We start from the raw sequence: 15,208 nt of genomic DNA on the forward strand, positions 1-15,208 counted from the left end.
TCGGGACGAGGCTCACGCGGTTGACGGGCGCGTGAGTCTGGTCATTACCTCTGGCGCCGTTGTAACCGTTCACGACGAGAGCAGACATCAGCACCTCCCATGGCGCACTACGAGCCAAATGGACGGTATGCCCTCGTGGGGGGTTCGGCATCTCAGCGCCCGGGCGACCTCAATTTCTCGCGGCCATCCGTCGGCTGTCCGGCGCCGCCTTCTGCGGCGAGGCTCGTTCGGCCGCAGGGGTGAGGCCTCGCGGAGTAGGCCGTCATCCGAAAGCTGACTCAGCACCCGCCCGGCTCCCCCTCCCGATGCGCTCCGGGCCATGGGGAGGAGGAGACCCGTCCTTCTGCGGGGCGCCAGGTCAGTCCGAGCGCTGCGTGCGGGCCAGGCGATCCGCGCGGCTCCGCCGGGACGGGGACAGAACGTTCACTTCCGCGCCGGCGCCTTCACCGGGCGTCGCATCCCAGCCACGGAGCTTGTCAGCGACCTTCCGCACCCGCTCTTCGTTCGGGCCTGCGTCGATGTAGAACAGCGATTCGTTCACTGTGCTGTCGTCGCCGCCCCAGCGCACGACACCCTCGCAGTCGGCGAGGATGTCGCGGAGCACCAGTTCCTGCAAGGGGAAGAGTCCGCCCTTCGCGCCGGCGCCCGGTCTGATCTGCACCGCGGTGCCGGAGGCGAGGTTCGATTCCGGTAGATCCTTGTGGAGCTTGCCGATGGCCCGCCAGCCGGCCAGATCGACCCGCTGGATCTGCTCGACTTCGTAGTGGAAGCGGCGGATCACGTGGACGAGAATCAGCTCCACGTCGCCGATCCGGACGTCGACCTTGAGCCCCGTACCTGCCACGGGGCGTGTCCACACGGTCGAGACGTGGTTCGCTTCCTTCTCGAGGGTCCACCCGTTCGCAGACGTCGGGAGCTTCTGCGAACTGCCCTTCGGTGCAGCCGATGCTGTGCCCGGAACGACGGAGCTCATGGCAGCCACGGCACCGATCACCGCGGCGCTCTTCACGACGGTCCGCCTCGTTATTTCGTTCTGCACGTCTTCAATTCCTCTCTCAGAGAACGATCATGAGCGTGATCGACGGCACAAGAGTCATCAGGGCACTGATCGGCCAGTACAGGCGGGGGTCCAGGGCTGTCCTGTGTCGCAGAGGGCGGTTGGCCAGCCACCAGAGCAGAGCGAACAGTGCCACTACCGGTCCGCCGACCAGCAGCCATGGCAGCATGCCGTCGTTCTCCGTCGGTTCTCGCTGTGTCCAACCGACGGCCGCGAGCGGCCAGTTCACCGCGAAATACGACAGCAGCCACACCGGAACGACGCCGGGAATTCCCAGTAGCAGGTTCACGCCCACGGCTGTCAGCAACCACTTCCGCATGCGCACAGTATTTATGCTCGTGATCAGGGTCACTTGTTGCGCGACAGCTGGTTGTAGTTCTCCAGCACGTTGTACAGGCCGATCAGCTCGCGGCCGTACTGCTGGGCGTCGTCACCGGTCCCGTTGTACCGGGCCAGCAGGGCCTGTGTGTCGGCCAGGCTGCTGGTCAGGCTCGGCCTGGCGATCCCGAGCTGGTACGAGTTGTAGAGCGTCAGATAGGCGACCGACCGGATGTTGTAGGTCGGGTCCTGGAGGTCGTCCCACACCGCCCGCACATCGGAGTCGGTCAGCGGAGTTCCGTTGATGATGCCCTGCTGCATGCAGTAGTTGCGGGCATCGATGGTCACCCACGCGAAGATCTGCCCCCAGCCGGTGCTGGAGTCGTCCTTAAGGCCGTGCTCGACGGCCTCGTCGGCGACGAAGTCCAAGGGATTCAGCTTGCGCAGCTCCCACAGTACCGGCGCCTGAATCAGGGCCTTACGGAGCTTGAGCTGCCGCGCCAGCGAAGTGAACAGCCAGTCCGCGCTCAGCACGAGTTCGAACGCCTTGGTGGTGGAGATGCCGCCCAGCGTCGCCCAGTCACTGTCGGTCCAGCCGTCACCACCGGTCTCCGGAACCCCGATCGACGTCAGATAGTTCTGGACGTCCGTCAGCATCATGTCCTGGTAGGTGGCCTTGTCCAGGTCGACGTCCAGGCCATCGGTGTAGGAGCCGGCATCGAAGTCGCCCTGGCCGGTGTCACGGCCCGAGGCGATGTTGTTGTCGATCTCGATCGCGCCGGAACCCGAGCCGACGGTGACTGTGGCGATCTGGTCGAATGCCCAGTTCGTCGGCATCGGATAGCCGAGGTTCCCCGAGAACCCACTGGACATGTCCGACACGAAACTCGCCGCCGCGTATCCTGCTTCCGCGACGCGCTGGCACACGTTGCGCGGTCCGTAGACGCCCACGCCGTAGCTGGAGTTCTCCCCGATCGTGCGCATGACTCCGCGGAAGTGCGGAACAACGTAGTCCGTGACCTCACCGTCCATCGCGTCGTAGTCGACCGCGAAGTAGATGATCGTGCCGGCCTTGAAGCCGTGGTACTGAGCCCATTCGATCGCCTTGAACGCGTCGTTGGTGCCCTGGTTGTAACTGAAGTAGTCCGCCGACCGGCTCCACGTCTGAAAGATCGGGAAGCAGCGCAGCCCGTACTCCTTGATCGTGGCGAGCTCGCCGGGCTGGATCTGCTTCTCTGGCAGGCTCGTGCTGGACGGGTTGAAGAGATACCGGCCGATGTACTTGTAGCCGGCGTCCTTCAGGGCCTGCGCACGCGGCGGCGTGACCATGGTGACGCCGTCGCACGCCGTGCCCTTGCGGGACTGGTCGCCGTAGGAGACGAGCAGCGAGGCCCAGGTCTGGAAGTCGCCGAGGCCGGTGACCGGGAGCTTGATGAACGACTGGAAGCTCTCCACGCCGGACTTCACCTCGGCGGTGAAGTCCCCGAAGGGAACACCCCGCTTGTTGAGGATCATTGCAGCGGTGAACAACTGCGCCCACGTGCCGGTGGTGCCGACCGAAACCGTGTGGGACTTCAGGCCGGACTGCGTGCCAGGTCCGAACACGCCGTTCGCTGTGCCGTCGGCCATGCCCAGCTCGTACTGGATGGCAAACAGCATCGACTTGGCGACATCGCGGGAGTGGTGGCCGTCGCAGGGGATGACGTAGAAGTCCTTGCGGAGGATGTACCGTCCGTTCAGCCACTGCTGAATGGAGCGGATGGCGTCGGCACCGTTGTTGACGGTGACGTAGGCGTCCATGTTGAACAGGCCCTTGACGACCTTCGGCCACAGGGAACTGCCCGGATACGTGACGCCGAGGCCCATGTTCTGGTTCAGCTTCTCGACGGCGGCCCGGACCCGGGAGTTGTATGTGCCGTCGATCTCGCCGCCGTCGTAACCCTTGCAGTACAGCGCGGACTGAATGATGCGGCAGAAATTCGCCGAGGGGATGGTTGTTTCATCCAACTTGCCGTACTTCGCCCCGATCGTCGACAGCGTGGTCGGGCCGAAGGAGTCAGACAGGGCAGTGATGCCCATTTCGTACTGGAGCGCCCGGGTCAGGGCGTACATCGTGGGCCAGCCGGTGACACCGTTCTCGTCCAGCTTGGATATGCCGAGCGTCGCGCCGTTGTTGTAAGTGGTGTTCACAAATCTTTGGGCGAGACGAACCATCTCGTCGGCCATGAGCTGTCTCCTGACATCTGGATGCGTATGACAAGGGCGATAGGGCGAGCGGGCTCAGCGGCTGTCCCGTATCGGGTGGATGCGCTCGGGCGACACTCCCACCGGCGCGATCGTCGCTTTCGCGGATGAAGAGCGCGCAGGACGTGCGGTAGCCGTGCTCCTGCGAGTTGACCGGGGACAGGCTGAGCCCTGTGGAGACTTGAACGGACGGTGCGTGGGTGGAACGCTCCAGCTCCATCAAGGCCCGTGCGCCTCCGCAGCGTTCTGATCTTCGTCCTCTGTTGATCAAACCTTAGTCCGCTCCTCCTGCTTCGAGTTGATGGTTTCTGGCCACCTTCTGCGCCCTCGCCCTGCGTCTGCCGAGCGAGGAAGCCAGGTCGGCAAGGTGGCTGCAACCAGGGCGAATGCAGGCGAGTGGGCCTGGGAGCCTGTACCTGTGGTCAGGTGGCTCGGCAGCGCGGTCCGGCTGTCTCGACCACACTTGTTGGGACGGCGGTGGTTGAACCAGTCGACGCACGGCGATGGTCAGTTCGACCTCGGGCAGCACTCCTCCAGTACCGCTGAGGCCTGATCAGCTCGGTCCTGCAGAGGCCGATCGTCGACTCCGGCGGAACGTGGTCGTAGCGGCGGATGCAACCGGTCGTCGCAACACCTGAATGGCGAGGCGTCGAGTGCCGCACCGGCATGATCGGGAAGGGGGCATCGCCACGAGGCGGGACTGCAACGGCGGGGGCGGTTCCGGGGTGGGCGGGAGCATGAACCGGTTGCTCAGGGCGTGTCCGTGTTCGGCCGGTGCTGCCTGGTGACGGCGCTCCTGGCGCGAAGCGGTGATCTGGCCACGCTTACTTGACGAAGGCGGTCAGGGCGGCGTCAAAGCTGCCGCGTGCCGCGTCAGTGGTGCATCAATGCACCTGCCGGGGTCCGTGGACCTACTTAGCGTGGGTTGTATGGGACGACATATCGATCGACCTGCACCAGGACGCGACGCCGACCGCGCCGAGCCCCCAGGAACGGCCGCGTCCGATGACTGAACCGCCCCGGGTTCGGTAGAGAGCTCAGATAGCGGTTGTGACCTGGGGTTTCGTGGTCGCGAGGTAGTAGTTGTTCTCGTACTCGACGGGCGGGACGTGGCCTATTTCACCGTGGAGGCGCCGGTGGCAGTACCAGTCGACCCATTCGGCGGTGGCCAGCTCGACCTGGGAGAGCGTCTTCCAGGGCCGTTGCGGCTTGATCAACTCGGTTTTGTAGAGACCGATGGTCGATTCCATCAGGGCGTTGTCCAGTGCGTCCCCGACGGAACCGATGCTCGCCGCGAGACCGGCGGCATCCAGGTGCTCGGCGAGACGGAAACTCGTGTATTGCGACCCGGCATCGGAGTGATGGATCAACTCGCCGTGCGTATACGGGTGTTGGTCGCGGTCGCGTTGCCACAGTGCCATCTCCAGCGCGTCCAGGACGAGCTGGGTCTCCTTCGATGTGGAGGCGGACCAGCCCACGATGCGACGTGAAAAGGTATCCACGACGAAGGCGACGTAGACGACGCCCGCCCAGGTCGCCACGTGGGTGAAGTCCGCGACCCAGGTGCGGTTGGGCGCCTCGGCGACGAAGTCGCGCTCGACGCGGTCCGGTGCCCGCTCGGCCTTCTCGTCCGGGATCGTGGTGATGACCCTCTTGCCGCGCACCGCGCCGGCGATGTTCAGCTCGCGCATCAGCCGCTCGACCGCGCAGCGGGCCACCGGGATGTCCTGGCGGTTCAGCTCGCGCCAGATCTTCCTCGCCCCGTAGACGCGGTAGTTGGACGCGTAGATCTCCTTGATCTTCTCTTTCAGCCCGGCGTCGCGCACGGTCCTCGCGGACGGCTCGGCCAGCCGCTTGTGGTGGGCGTAGTAGGTGGAAGGGGCGATCTTGCAATCGTGCTCGGTGAGCACGCGGCAGATCGGCTCGACACCGCCGAAGCGGGCCCGGTGCTCGTCGATGAACGCTACGAGCGTGTGTGTGGCCGGTCGAGCTCGGCCGCGAAGAAACTTGCCGCGGCTTTCAAGATGTCGTTCGCGCGGCGGAGTTCGGCGTTCTCCTTCTTCAGGGCCTTCATCGCCGCGGACTCCTCCGACGTCGTGCCGGGCCGCCGACCGGAGTCGATCTCGTCCTGCTTGACCCAGTTCCGCAGGGTCTCGGCCGAGCCGATGCCGAGTTTCTGGGCGACCGTCTTCAGCGCGGCCGACTCGTTCGGGTAATCACCGCGGACCTCGGCGACCATGCGGACCGCTCGTTTGCGCAGCTCAAGGGGATAGGAGGAGGGGCGTGCCATGACTCAATCCTTACATGGAATCGAGTCTCTATTCGAACCGGGGCGGTTCATGACGGCTGGACCGCTGGGCTACGGGCCGCCTGCGGCTGCTCCGCGTTGCTTCTGGGACTGTTGCTACTGATCGACATGGGCTCCGGTCGGCTCACCGGGTTGCGCGCCCTCCTGTGGGTTGCGCTCGCTGTCCTGCTGTTCGTGGTGCTGGTGCCGCCGCGGGTGACCGCCGGCGAGGGCTGGCTGGCTTCACGTGGTCTGCTGCGCAGGCGCCAGGTGAGGACGGACTGCCTGGTGGGGGTGCGCTGGTCCGACGGGGTCTCGCTGCGACTGGTACTGCGCGACCTGGACGGCGCACGTGTCGAAGTGGACCCGCGGGTGCTCATCGCCAATCCCCGGTTGTGGCATCTGCTGAACGCGGGCGCCCGCTCATCTCTGGGGCGAGGAACGCTGCTGTGCGGGGCGACCGCGCTCCGCCAGTTGTCCGAACGGATCGACCGGGAGCCGGCGCCTTCGCGTTCGACCCGGGCGGGTATACGTCGCCGACCCGAAGGCGTAGGTCCAGGCCGGAGACCTTGAAGACTGAGCGCGCGGTCTCGCCGTCGATCAGGGGCGGCAGCCGGCGTCGTGACGGCCCCCGTCAAGAATGCGTGAAGACCTCGCCGCCAGGCGCCAAGAACGCGCCAGCGACGGCCGCCGCCGAAAAGAGGAGGGCACATCCTGAGCGGACCTGGAACAAAGGAGCCCACACGCATGTCCCCCTGACCGCCGAAACCAGCGTCGCGCGAGCGACCAGCGCAGAGGAACCGTTGCTTTGATCATCGAGCGATCTCAGCAATCCCGGCGTTTCTGCCGTGATGGCCGCTCTCGTCCTGGGGATCGACGCCTCGGCGGACACGGACACGCAGGCGATCAACGCGTCCATGCCCTCGCCACCGTTCACGGTCAGCGGCTCGCGGCCTTTGACACACGCGTGACCGGCCCCCGGGGGAGAGTGAGGGTCACCCAGGAGGCCGACGGACCGCCACGTCGGCGATGTCGGCGCCGCGGTGCAGTACGTCGCGGAGCATGGCGGGGGTCAGTGTGCGGGTGGACACGTTGCGCTGGCTCGGGTGGTAGCCGCCGAGCAAATGCAGCACTCGTTCACTTCGGGCGTCGGTGAGCTGCGCGTGTGCGCCGTGCCCGAAAGGTGGGCGCGGGCGGGGCACCTGCCAGCCGGTGGTGGGGAGTACCGGGAGCAGCGCCTGCCAGGCGAAGCCGCCGAGCACCACGATCGCGCGCAGGGTCGGGCGCAGGAGTTCCAGCTCCCGGGCGAGCCATGGCCGGCAGGTGTCGCGCTCCGTAGTGGTGGGGCGGTTGCCGGGCGGTGCGCAATGCACCGGCATGGTGATCCGTACGCCGTAGAGTTTCATCCCGTCGCCGCGGTGCGTGGCCACTGGCTGGGAGGCCAGGCCGAGGTCGTAGAGGGCGGCGTAGAGCACGTCGCCGGACGGGTCACCGGTGAAGATGCGTCCGGTGCGATTGCCGCCGTGCGCGGCCGGGGCCAGTCCGATGATCGCCAGCGGGGCGTCTGTCGGGCCGAAGCCGGGGACGGGTCTGGCCCAGTACTCCCAGTCCCGGAAGGCCTTGCGCTTGACGCGTGCGGCCTCCTCCCGCCAGGCCACCAGCCGTGGGCAGGCCCCGCAGGTGGCCACGGACTCGTCCAGTTCGCGCACGGTACCCAGTCGGGGGGCCATCACCGAGGGGAAGTCGTGGGCCTGCGGTGTCGTACGGCTGCCGGGCATGCTCGGCCTCCTCTTCTGTCACCCGTCTGCTCCGGGCGAGCCCCGCCGAAGGCGGTCACCGATAAAATGAGCGAGTCGGAAAGCCCCCCGAGCGGGCGTATCACGGCCGCCCACCATCTCCCAGGCCGGCCCGACCGATCGATCTGGAAGGTGCCGTCATGGCTGAACAGATCACCTACCACAGAGTCTACGAGGAGACCTCGCCCAAGGTCGGCAAGCGGATCCTTGTCGACCGCGTCTGGCCACGAGGCATGCGCAAGCAGGACGCACATCTGGACGAGTGGCTGCGCGATGTGGCCCCGTCGAGCGAACTGCGCCGCTGGTACGGGCACGAGCCCAGCCGCTTCGCCGAGTTTCGCCGCCGCTACCTGTCCGAACTGAAGGATGCCGGACACCGGCAGGCCGCTGAGCATCTGTTCGACCTCGCCGCACACGACAAGCTCACGCTCCTGACCGCAACCAAGGACGTGGACCACAGCCAGGCTGCTGTACTCGCTGAATGGCTTGCCAAGAAAGCCGTGACGAAATCGCAAGTGGCCCCCAGGGCGACCGAGCCGTCGTCGGGCCGCGGACAGGGCGCACCGTCGTCGACGCCGACTTCCCCATGACACCCCGGCGACTGATGGCCGAGGCGGTTGCCGGGAGCTTGAGCCGCGTCATGGCGGGGCACGGTCAGGCTCTTTTGTGGGCCGGTCGTCGGGATCACGATGCCTGGGCTGTGAGCGACCGTGCCGCAATCCCCGACCTTGCCGACAGGGAGGGCGTGCTGTGCCCACCGAGTGTCCAACCCGCCGTGAGACGGGCCTGGGTTGTTGCCGACAGCCTGGTTGCGTCACGCGGCTGGCAGGCCGACCGAACCTTTGCCACTTGAGTCGCTGACCAGGCTTTGAGTTGATGGCCGTGCGAGTGTGCGGCCGTCCGAAGACGTGAAGAGGGATGGCAATGCGAACCAACATCATCCGGGACGAGCGCATGACCGTGAGCTACGACGTGGTGAACGGCTGGACCGTCGTTGAGGTCGACGGTGAGGTGGACCTCCACACCTCTCCGATGATCCGGGAAGCAGTGATCAAGCTTCTCGGTGAGGGGCACCGTCACTTCGTTCTGGACCTGTGCTTCGTGCCCTTCATGGACTCGCTGGGACTGGGCATGGTCGTGGCGATCACGAAACGCATCCGTGAACACGGTGGCTCACTGCGTATCACGTGCAGCCCTGGCCGGATAGTGAGGGTTTTCGAGATCAGCGGCCTGTATGCGACTTACCAGATCTACCACTCACCGGAGGAGGCAACGCAACGTGCTCCATCGCCCGATGGCCTGGCGGACTGGCCACATCCTCCGACTGAGAAAGGGTCTTGAGAGCTCGCGCAGATAGGCGGCGTGGGGGCTCCCTCGCCGCCTACCTGCGCGAACTCCAAGTCGACGTCATTGTCATGTGTCTCCCGCCGCCGATGACAGCGAGTCGGGTATGCGCAGGGCGAGCAACGCAACATCGTCGTCGAATGCTTGGTCGTGCCCTGCGACGAGGTCGGCGCACAGCTGGGGCAGGGGTGCCGTGGCCAGGCGGGCGGCGTGGGCGGCCAGGGCGGTCAGGCCCGTGTCGATGTCCTGGTTGCGGCGCTCCACCAGCCCGTCGGTGAACAACAGCAAGGTGCTGCCGGGCGGGAGCGGGTGCTCGTGGGTGAACCGGGGGATGGAGGGATCGATGCCCACCGGAATGCCGTGCTGGGTGGGAGCGAGGTAGCCGGTGTCACCGTCCGCGCCGATCAGCAGGGGCGGGAGGTGTCCGGCGTTGCTCCAGCGGAAGGTGTACCCGTCACGGCCCTCGTCGATGCGACCGCAGACCAGCGTGGCCGTGGGGGGATCATCGAACATGGTCAGGGCGTGGTCGAGTCTCGAAACGATCAGGCCGGGCGGCCCGCCGTGGTCGTAGGCGAGGGCGCGCAGCATGTTGCGGATCTGGCCCATCAGGGGGGCGGCTTCGACGTCGTGGCCGGTGACATCTCCGATCACGACGCACGTGGCGCCATCCGGCAAGAGCAGGGCGTCGTACCAGTCCCCGCCGAGCCGGGGGAGCTCGGAGGCCGGCTGGTAGGCGCCTTCGACGGCGAGGGGGCTCAGGTCGGGCAGGGTGGGCAGCAGGCGGCGCTGGAAGTTTTCGGCGGTGCGTCGGAGGCGCTCGTACAGGCGGGCGTTTTCGATGCTGACGCTCGCGGCACTGGCCAGCGCGGTCAGCAGGGCCTGGTCTTCCTCGCTGAACGGTGTGCCGTCGTGTTTGTCCGCGAGGTAGAGGGTGCCGTAGAGGGTGTCGCGGACAGTCAGCGGGACACCCAGGAGTGTTGTCATCACCGGGTGGTCGGGTGGGAAGCCGGCCGAGCGGGGGTCGACGGCGATCTCGTCGACCCGCAAGGGCTCGCATTCGGCGATCAGGCCGCGCAGCAGACCGTGCCCCTGAGGGAGACCGGAGGCGGCCCTGAGCTTCTCGTCGTCCACCCCGACGGTGATCAGGTCGACGATGTCTCCGCTGTCCCCGAGCACCCCCAGCGCGCCGTAACGGGCGGCGATGAGATCGGCGGCGGCTTCCACGATGTGCTGGAGTACGGTACGGGGGTCCATGTCGGCGCTGATGGCCACCACCGCGTCCAGCAGGCGCTGATCCACGGTCAACTGCCATACCTGGGTGTTCAGTTCCTCGAAGGACTGCTTGTCAGGCAGTCGGCCGCTCTTCTCCAATGCGGCGGTGACGTGCCCGGCTGCCTCTTCCGGCGGCTCTGGATCAATCGACATGGGGCACCTCCCGGCGGGTCGGGAGCCGATACGGCTGTGGCCGCCTTCCCTGCATGGCCACCGTACTGCGAGCCCCAGACAGGTGCGCGCCGCGCTACGAGGATCTCGCCTCCCACCGCCGGGCTGCCGTTGTCCCGGATCGGATCACGGGACCACGATGACAGGGAAGTGGGCAGGCCCGGGCCATTCGTGCGGGCACCGAGCCGATCAGGCGTTGCAAGCGGTGCTCTGGGTGCCGAGCACCAGCGCGTCGGCTTGACGCTCGTCGGCCAGGCGGGCCCCCTCCCGCATCGAAGTCAATAGCCGCGCTCGCCGAGGACCTGGGCGCCTCAGAGCCGACTGAGTGAGTGCGCGCGCCTCCGTAGCCGGAGGCTACGTCGACGACGGAACCCGCCCCGAGCCCCTGGGCCCTGAGCGGTGCATGCTCCACTGCGCGAGCGGCAGCAGGGCGTCCACCAGTGCCTGGCCGTCCGGGGACAGCTGATAGCGGACTTGTACGGGCGTAGTGGGGATGACGGTGCGCTCGATGAGGCCCGCGGCCCCGAGTTCCTTCAGGCGCTGGGAGAGCAGCCGGTCGGAGATGCCGTCGATCATCGCCCGGTACTCACCGAAGCGCCGGGCTCCACGGTCGGCGGCCTGCAGTACCGAACCCGTCCAGCGGCGTCCGATCAGTTCGAGGGTGCCCTCGAAGCTCGGGCAGGTGTCGTCATGAATGGAGTTCACTTACAAAAGATTAGTACCTTACCCGCTGTTTTGCCGGTGGGGTGGTCCGGCGGACCGTAGACGCATGACCGACTACGGACGTCCACTCTCCTTCGGAGTGAGCCTCGATCCCTCCGCCGGGGCCTGGGCGCAGACCCGGCGCCTCGCGCGGACGGCGGAGGACTCGGGCCTGGACTACCTCGCCGTCCAGGACCACCCCTACCAGCCCGGCCACCTCGACGCCTGGACCCTGATCACGCATCTGTCCGCGGCCACCGACCGCATCACCTTCCTCACCGACGTGGTCGACCTGCAGTTGCGACCGCCGGTGATGCTCGCCAAGGCCGCCGCGTCGCTGAGCGTGCTCACCGACGGACGGATCCAGCTCGGTGTCGGCGGGGGCGGCATCCCCGATGCCATCGCCTCGATGGGCGGACCGGCGCGACACGGACAGGACATGGTGGCATTCGCCGAGGAGTCCCTGGGGCTCCTGCGCGCGGCCCTGTCCGGGGGCGTCGTACGACTGCACAGCCAGTACCACGCCGTCGGCGGATACCGCGCCGGACCGGTGTCCCCGAAGCCCGTCGAGCTCTGGCTCGGAGCCCAGAAGCCGCGGATGCTCGCCGTCGCCGGCCGGTTGGCCGATGGCTGGATCTCTCCGCTGAACACCTACGTCCCACCGCAGGACGTGCCCTCGCGTCAGCGGATCATCGACGAGGCGGTCGCCGACGCAGGCCGCGACCCGAGGACGCTCCGGCGCGTCTACAACGTGATCGGCGTGATCGGCGACCACGGGGACGGACCGGGGCTCGTCGGCGATGTGCGGCGGTGGGCAGACACACTCGCCGAGTGGGCCGTGGAACTCGGCTTCGACACCTTCGTCTTCTGGCCCGCCACTGACCCCGAGCAACAGCTCGCGCTCTTCGCCGCCGAGGTCGTGCCCGCGGTGCGCGAGCGCGTCGGCGCCCTCCGGAGCGGGCGATGAACGGCACCCTCTCCACCGTGCCGGCCGAGCTCGCCGGCAAGCTGGTCATGCCCGACGACCGCCGCTACCGGCTGCTCCGCTCCACCTACACCACCGTGGGCCACCCAGCCGCCGTCGTCCTACCCGAGTCCGCGGGCGATGTCGCGGCGGCGCTGCGGCTCGCGAGGGAGACGGGGCTTGGGGTGGCCGTCCGTAGCGGCGGGCACGGCCTGTCCGGCAGCGGTACCAATAACGGCGGGCTCGTCATCGACCTGAGCGCGCTGCACCGGGTCGACGTCCTCGACCGCGGTTCCCGTCTGGTCCGTGTCGAGGCGGGCGCCCGCTGGGCCCAGGTCGCCCAGGCGCTCGCCCCGCACAGGCTCGCCATCAGTTCGGGCGACCACGGCAACGTCGGGGTCGGAGGCATCGCCACCGGGGGCGGCGTCGGATGGCTCGTACGGCAGTACGGGCTCACCGTCGACCACATCCGCGCCGTCGAGGTCGTCCTGCCCGACGGATCGGCCGTGCGCGCCGATGCCGATGCCGAGCCTGACCTGCTGTGGGTGATGCGCGGGGCCGGCGCGGGTGCCGGGATCGCGGTGGCCTTCGAGATCGAGGCCATGGCGCTCCGTGACGTCGGTTACGCGCAGCTGGTCGCGGCGGTGGACCCGGCCGCGGAGACGCTGCGGCGCTGGGAGGCCGTCATGGCGCGAGCGCCGCGCGAGTTGTCGACGGCGGTGATGCTGTCCTCGCAGGGCGCCGCCACCGCCGCGTTCATCACCGCTGTCGTGGCCTCCGACAGCCCGTCAGTCATCCGCGACGCCATCGAACCGCTGCTCGGGATCGGTGACGTAATGGCCCAGCAGGCCCATGTCGTCTCCTACACAGAGCTGGTCCCACCGCTCCACCTGCACACCAACACCGGGCAGATGCCCTCCAGCACGACCAACGGACTGCTCACCGACATGACCCCGGATGCCGCTCGCGCCCTGGTCGCGGCGTCGGCCGCCCCCGACCCGGTCCTGGTCCAGCTGCGTTCGCTCGGCGGCGCGGCCCACGACCCCGCCCCCTCTGCCATGGCCTTCACACACCGCCATCAGAACACCCTCGTCATCGCCTCGGCGTTCCCGCCGGACGACCGCGCCACGCTGGCTGCCGCCTGGGCGCCCCTCGCCCCACACACCGACGGCGCCTACGTGAACTTCGAGAGCAATCCCGACAAGACGACGTTCATACGCGCCTACCCCGGACCGACCGGCACCCGCGTCACCGACCTGTGGAAGCGCTACGACCCCGACGGAGTCCTGCGCTCCCGGCCGCCGGCCTGACCGCCGGCCCCATCGACCGCACCGGCCACGAGCCCCACGGCACCCGCCGCAGGCTCCCGCCCAGTCATGTCACCCCCTACTGGAGATAATCCATGGCCACGTTGCTGCACATCGACTCCTCCGTGTCCCGGGCGGAGCCTCCGCCTCCCGCGCCGTCACGGGGACCTTCCGCAAGACCTGGGAAGAGCAGCACCCGGAGAGCACGGTGATCTACCGCGATCTCTCCGTCGCCCCCGTCCCGCACATCGCCGCCGCCGCACACACCGCGGGCTTCGCCACCTCCCGCGACCGCGCCCTGCAGGACGCGGCCACCAAGGCCAAGGCCCTCGCCGAACGCCTCGCCGCGTAAACACGAGAGCGCCGTGTGCGTCCCTGCTGCTAGGACATCGCACGGCGTCCTCGATTCGCCCAACAGCGTCCACGGGAGTGAAGGTCGTCTTCGACGCCGGCACCCGGCTCAACTCGGGCGGCGGCAGGCAACCACAACGACTGCAAAGTGGGAGCGGGCCGGCACCGAGCACGCCGTCGGCCGGGCCACGGTCATCGCGGACGGCGGCTGCCGGAGCACCGGTCTGGTCATCCCGCACCGTCGCGAGCGGGCCAGGCCGAACTCCCGGCCAGTTGGGGCTGTTGGCGCAGGCACGCGGGGCGTCCGATCGGCGTCCACATGTCCGGTCGCCGCCTGAACTAGGAACGGTCCTCCGCGACGTCGACGATGATCTTGCCCGCGGCGGATCCGCTCTCCACCGCCTTGTGGGCCTCGGCGGCCGTATGGAGGGTGAAATGCCGGGGATCGACCATGGGCATGAGCGCCCCGGCGTCAACAAGGGCGGCCGCCTCCCGCAGAATCTCCCCGTGGTGCTCCCGGCCCCGTCCGGTCAGCATCGGCAGCAGCGTGAAGACGCCCGAGTATGTGGCCCCGCGGAACGACAGGGGGGCAATGCTGTGGGTGCCCCAACCCAGGGCGCTGACCACATGCCCGGTGTAGGTGCGCACAGCGGTGAAGGAGGCGTCGAGCGTTTCGCCGCCGACGGTGTCGAAGATGATGTCGAAGCCCTCACCGCCGGTGTGCCGGGCGACGTAGTCCTCGACCGGGGTGGTGGTGTAGTCGATCGGCGTCGCTCCAAGGCGGGCGATGGTCTCCAGGCTGCGGGCCGATCCGGTTGCGAAGACCTCGGCTCCCCGCGCCCGGGCGACCTGAATGGCCACATGCCCGATGCCGCCCGCTCCGCCGTGGACGAGGACTCGCTGACCGGTTCTCACCCGCGCCCGGTCCACCAGACCCTCCCAGGCCGTGATGACGGTCAGTGGGAGTGCCGCCGCCTCCCGCGGGCTCAAGGAAACGGGCTTGTGCGCAAGCAGTTGGGCGTCGACGGCCGCGTACTCGGCCAGCGAGCCCTGCAGGTCGCCGACGCCGCCGGTGAGCCCGTACACCTCGTCGCCCGGGGCGAAGCCGGTGACCTCGGGACCGACGGCCTCGACCACGCCGGCCAGGTCCACTCCAAGGATGGCGGGCAGCCGGCTGCGAGCGTGGGCCGCCTTACCGGCCCGGATCTTCGTGTCCAGCGGATTCACGCCGCTGGCCGCTACTCGCACCAGCACCTGGCCCGGCCCGGCAGCAGGAGTCGCGAGTTCGCTCAGGGTCAGCGGGCCGCCGAACTGCTCCAGCACAACCGCGAGCATGGATGCGGCCTCCGCAGGGCGGGACGTGGTCATGGTATTCCTTTCGAACAGACAGGTCTG

At 68.1% G+C, this 15,208-nt stretch carries 12 protein-coding genes and 3 pseudogenes; 7 read left to right on the forward strand and 8 right to left on the reverse strand.

Annotation, left to right across the window (positions count from 1 at the left end; all coding sequences use genetic code 11):
• Positions 1-358: 358 nt before the first annotated feature.
• The 4 genes from OHA03_RS38255 to OHA03_RS38270 all read right to left on the reverse strand — a co-directional run bounded on the left by OHA03_RS38255 (position 359) and on the right by OHA03_RS38270 (position 5,909).
• Positions 359-1,039: a hypothetical protein gene (locus OHA03_RS38255; RefSeq protein ID WP_267008609.1), complete on the reverse strand. Its 681-nt coding sequence runs from the start codon at positions 1,037-1,039 to the stop codon at positions 359-361.
• A 16-nt stretch (positions 1,040-1,055) separates the two neighbouring features.
• Positions 1,056-1,376, reverse strand: coding sequence for a hypothetical protein (locus OHA03_RS38260; protein WP_267008610.1), 321 nt, complete (start codon positions 1,374-1,376; stop codon positions 1,056-1,058).
• Positions 1,377-1,405: 29 nt separating this feature from the next.
• Positions 1,406-3,601, reverse strand: coding sequence for a glycoside hydrolase domain-containing protein (locus tag OHA03_RS38265; protein WP_267008611.1), 2,196 nt, complete (start codon positions 3,599-3,601; stop codon positions 1,406-1,408).
• A gap of 1,055 nt (positions 3,602-4,656) precedes the next feature.
• Positions 4,657-5,909, reverse strand: a protein-coding gene (locus OHA03_RS38270) for an IS3 family transposase (RefSeq protein ID WP_267007271.1) whose coding sequence is annotated in 2 segments (ribosomal slippage) — positions 4,657-5,627 and positions 5,627-5,909 — 1,254 coding nt in all. Because the reading frame shifts where the segments join, the coding sequence is not laid out codon by codon here.
• Positions 5,910-6,035: 126 nt separating this feature from the next.
• On the opposite strand from OHA03_RS38270, the gene OHA03_RS38275 reads away from it, so the two are divergent.
• Positions 6,036-6,479 carry a hypothetical protein gene (locus tag OHA03_RS38275; protein ID WP_267008612.1) on the forward strand — a complete coding sequence of 148 codons (444 nt, stop codon included), beginning with the start codon at positions 6,036-6,038 and terminating at the stop codon, positions 6,477-6,479.
• A 422-nt stretch (positions 6,480-6,901) separates the two neighbouring features.
• Here the strand turns inward: OHA03_RS38275 and OHA03_RS38280 are convergent, their stop codons facing one another.
• Positions 6,902-7,684 (reverse strand): uracil-DNA glycosylase, encoded by a 783-nt coding sequence (locus OHA03_RS38280; protein ID WP_267008613.1) that lies wholly within the window; start codon positions 7,682-7,684, stop codon positions 6,902-6,904.
• A gap of 158 nt (positions 7,685-7,842) precedes the next feature.
• Here OHA03_RS38280 and OHA03_RS38285 point away from each other — a divergent pair.
• Together OHA03_RS38285 and OHA03_RS38290 are read left to right on the forward strand one after the other, a co-directional pair.
• Positions 7,843-8,190 (forward strand): annotated as a pseudogene (locus OHA03_RS38285) (DUF488 domain-containing protein); the annotation flags it as partial.
• 436 nt (positions 8,191-8,626) lie between these two features.
• The gene (locus OHA03_RS38290) at positions 8,627-9,043 is read left to right on the forward strand and encodes an STAS domain-containing protein (RefSeq protein WP_267008614.1); all 417 of its coding nucleotides are present in this window, start codon (positions 8,627-8,629) and stop codon (positions 9,041-9,043) included.
• 72 nt (positions 9,044-9,115) lie between these two features.
• Here the strand turns inward: OHA03_RS38290 and OHA03_RS38295 are convergent, their stop codons facing one another.
• The gene (locus OHA03_RS38295) at positions 9,116-10,471 is read right to left on the reverse strand and encodes a PP2C family protein-serine/threonine phosphatase (protein WP_267008615.1); all 1,356 of its coding nucleotides are present in this window, start codon (positions 10,469-10,471) and stop codon (positions 9,116-9,118) included.
• Positions 10,472-10,843: 372 nt separating this feature from the next.
• On the reverse strand, positions 10,844-11,194 hold the full coding sequence (locus OHA03_RS38300; RefSeq protein ID WP_267008616.1) for a helix-turn-helix domain-containing protein: 351 nt from the start codon (positions 11,192-11,194) through the stop codon (positions 10,844-10,846).
• 64 nt (positions 11,195-11,258) lie between these two features.
• Here OHA03_RS38300 and OHA03_RS38305 point away from each other — a divergent pair, with 64 nt between their 5' ends.
• The 4 genes and pseudogenes from OHA03_RS38305 to OHA03_RS38320 all read left to right on the forward strand — a co-directional run.
• Positions 11,259-12,158 carry an LLM class flavin-dependent oxidoreductase gene (locus tag OHA03_RS38305; protein ID WP_267008617.1) on the forward strand — a complete coding sequence of 300 codons (900 nt, stop codon included), beginning with the start codon at positions 11,259-11,261 and terminating at the stop codon, positions 12,156-12,158.
• The gene (locus OHA03_RS38310; RefSeq protein ID WP_267008618.1) at positions 12,155-13,465 is read left to right on the forward strand and encodes an FAD-binding oxidoreductase; all 1,311 of its coding nucleotides are present in this window, start codon (positions 12,155-12,157) and stop codon (positions 13,463-13,465) included. The genes OHA03_RS38305 and OHA03_RS38310 overlap by 4 nt, the downstream gene beginning before the upstream one ends.
• Positions 13,466-13,557: 92 nt before the next feature.
• Positions 13,558-13,742, forward strand: a pseudogene (locus OHA03_RS38315) (NAD(P)H-dependent oxidoreductase); the annotation flags it as partial.
• Between the two features lie 140 nt (positions 13,743-13,882).
• Positions 13,883-14,081, forward strand: a pseudogene (locus OHA03_RS38320) (IS5/IS1182 family transposase); the annotation flags it as partial.
• 71 nt (positions 14,082-14,152) lie between these two features.
• Here OHA03_RS38320 and OHA03_RS38325 read toward each other — a convergent pair.
• Positions 14,153-15,181, reverse strand: coding sequence for a zinc-dependent alcohol dehydrogenase family protein (locus OHA03_RS38325; RefSeq protein WP_267008619.1), 1,029 nt, complete (start codon positions 15,179-15,181; stop codon positions 14,153-14,155).
• Positions 15,182-15,208: the final 27 nt, after the last annotated feature.

Origin of the sequence: Streptomyces sp. NBC_00154 (genome assembly GCF_026342835.1) — a bacterium.
Taxonomy (GTDB): domain Bacteria; phylum Actinomycetota; class Actinomycetes; order Streptomycetales; family Streptomycetaceae; genus Streptomyces.